Consider the following 2,353-nt stretch of genomic DNA (forward strand, 5'->3'; position numbering starts at 1 on the left):
AGTAGTAGCAGAGTTTCAAAACCCTGGAATGCTTTATAGTGTAGGGAAAGATAGCTCAGTAATGTTACATATATTACAAAAAGCATTTTACCCAGCACCTCCACCTTTACCATTAGTACATGTAGATACTAAATGGAAATTTAAAGAGATGATAGAATTTAGAGATAAAAGAGCAAAAGAAGTAGGTATGGAACTTATTACTTACTCAAATCCTAAAGGTATTGAGATGAATATCTCTCCTTTTGAACATGGAAGTGCTTTACACACTGATGTAATGAAAACAGAAGGTTTAAAACAAATGCTAGATATGCAAAAGTTTGACGCTGTTTTTGGTGGTGCAAGAAGAGATGAAGAAAAATCAAGAGCAAAAGAGCGAATTTATTCTTTTAGAGATAAGAACCATAGATGGGATCCAAAATCTCAAAGACCAGAACTTTGGAATATCTATAATGGACGACATACTAAAGGTGAATCAATTAGAGTATTTCCTATTTCAAATTGGACAGAATTAGATATTTGGCAATATATTTATTTAGAAAATATAGATATTCCAGATTTATACTTCTCAAAGACAAGAGAAGTAGTAGAATACATGGGTACAAAAATCATGGTAGATGATGACAGAGTTCCTGAAGAATTACGAAAAACTGCTAAAAAAGAAATGGTAAGATTTAGAACACTAGGTTGTTATCCATTAACAGGTGCAGTAGAATCAGAAGCTACAACGTTACCGCAGATTATTCAAGAGATGCTTGTTTGTACTACTAGTGAAAGACAAGGAAGACTTATCGATAGTGATGGTGACGCATCAATGGAAAAAAAGAAACAAGAAGGGTATTTTTAAGATGGCACATCAATCAGATTTAATTAGTGAGAATATAGAAGCATATTTAAAAGAACATGAGAATAAAGAAATATTAAGATTTATTACTTGTGGTTCAGTGGATGATGGGAAGTCAACATTAATTGGTAGACTATTATATGATTCAAAGATGATCTTTGAAGATCAATTAGCAGCAATTGAAAAAGATTCTAAAAAAAGTGGAACTACTGGGGATAAAATTGATTTAGCTCTTTTAGTTGATGGTTTAGCATCTGAGAGAGAACAAGGTATTACTATTGATGTTGCATATAGATTCTTCTCAACTGATAAAAGAAAGTTTATCATAGCAGATACTCCAGGTCATGAGCAATATACAAGAAATATGGCAACAGGTGCTAGTACAGCTGATGTAGCTATTATTTTAATAGATGCAAGACAAGGTATTTTAACTCAAACTAAAAGACACTCATATATTGCTTCATTATTAGGTATTAAAAACCTAATTGTTGCTATTAATAAAATGGATTTAGTTGATTTTAGCCAAGAAGTATTTGAACAAATTCAAAAAGATTATAAAGAAATTGTTCCTAATCTTCCTCATTATAAAGATTTAAATATTGACTTTATTCCTCTTTCTGCATTAGATGGAGATAATATTTTAACTGTATCACCTAAATGTTCATGGTATAAAGGTAAGCCTTTAATGGAATTACTTGATACTGTTGATATTCATAAAAAAGCGTCAAGTTCATTTAGATTACCTGTTCAATATGTTATACGTCCACACTTAAATTTTAGAGGATTCTCAGGAACAATTGCAAGTGGTTCAATTGAAGTTGGTGATGAGATTACTGTATTACCTTCAAGAAAAACATCTAAGATTAAATCAATAGTATCAAATGATATTAAAGATTTAAGACCAATTGGAAAAGATGAAACAGTAGAAACTATTTCTAAAGCATTTGCTCCAATGGCTACAACTCTTACACTTGAAGATGAAATTGATATCTCACGTGGAGATATGATTGTAAAATCTACAGATATTCCTAAAGTATCAAATCATCTTTCAGCAATGGTAGTATGGATGGATGAAACTCCATTAGCTTTAAATCAGAACTATATAATTAAAAGAGCAACTTCTGTGTTAAATGGAGCATTTAATAATATTGAATTTAAAAAGAATATTAATACATTTGAAGAGATTAATACAGAAACATTAGAATTAAATGATATTGCAAAAGTTACAATATCACTTGATAGAGAAATTGCAGTAGATCCATATCATGAGAATAGATATACAGGAAGTTTTATTATTATTGATAAGTATACAAACTCTACTGTTGGTGCTGGTATGATTGTATCTTCAGTTGAAGGTTTTGCACACTTAGAAGAAAAGAAAAAAGTTTATACTCAAGCTGAAATTGAGTTAAATGCTTATATTAGAAATAACTATCCAGAATGGAATTGTAAGGCTATATAATGTCAAATAATTTAACTTTAAATATCGAACAAATAAAAAAAGAAAAAAAA

The 2,353-nt window shown here is 29.9% G+C and carries 2 protein-coding genes; both read left to right on the forward strand.

The annotated features are described in order from the left end of the window. Positions 1-844, forward strand: an 844-nt coding sequence (cysD, locus tag KO488_RS12615; protein ID WP_216059168.1) for a sulfate adenylyltransferase subunit CysD, incomplete at its 5' end; no start/stop codon positions are given. 1 nt (position 845) lies between these two features. After that, a complete protein-coding gene (cysN, locus tag KO488_RS12620) occupies positions 846-2,303 on the forward strand; it encodes a sulfate adenylyltransferase subunit CysN (protein WP_216059169.1) in 1,458 nt (485 codons plus the stop codon). Positions 2,304-2,353 lie beyond the last annotated feature (50 nt).

This window comes from Poseidonibacter lekithochrous (assembly GCF_018861145.1).
Classification (GTDB): Bacteria; Campylobacterota; Campylobacteria; order Campylobacterales; family Arcobacteraceae; genus Poseidonibacter; species Poseidonibacter lekithochrous_A.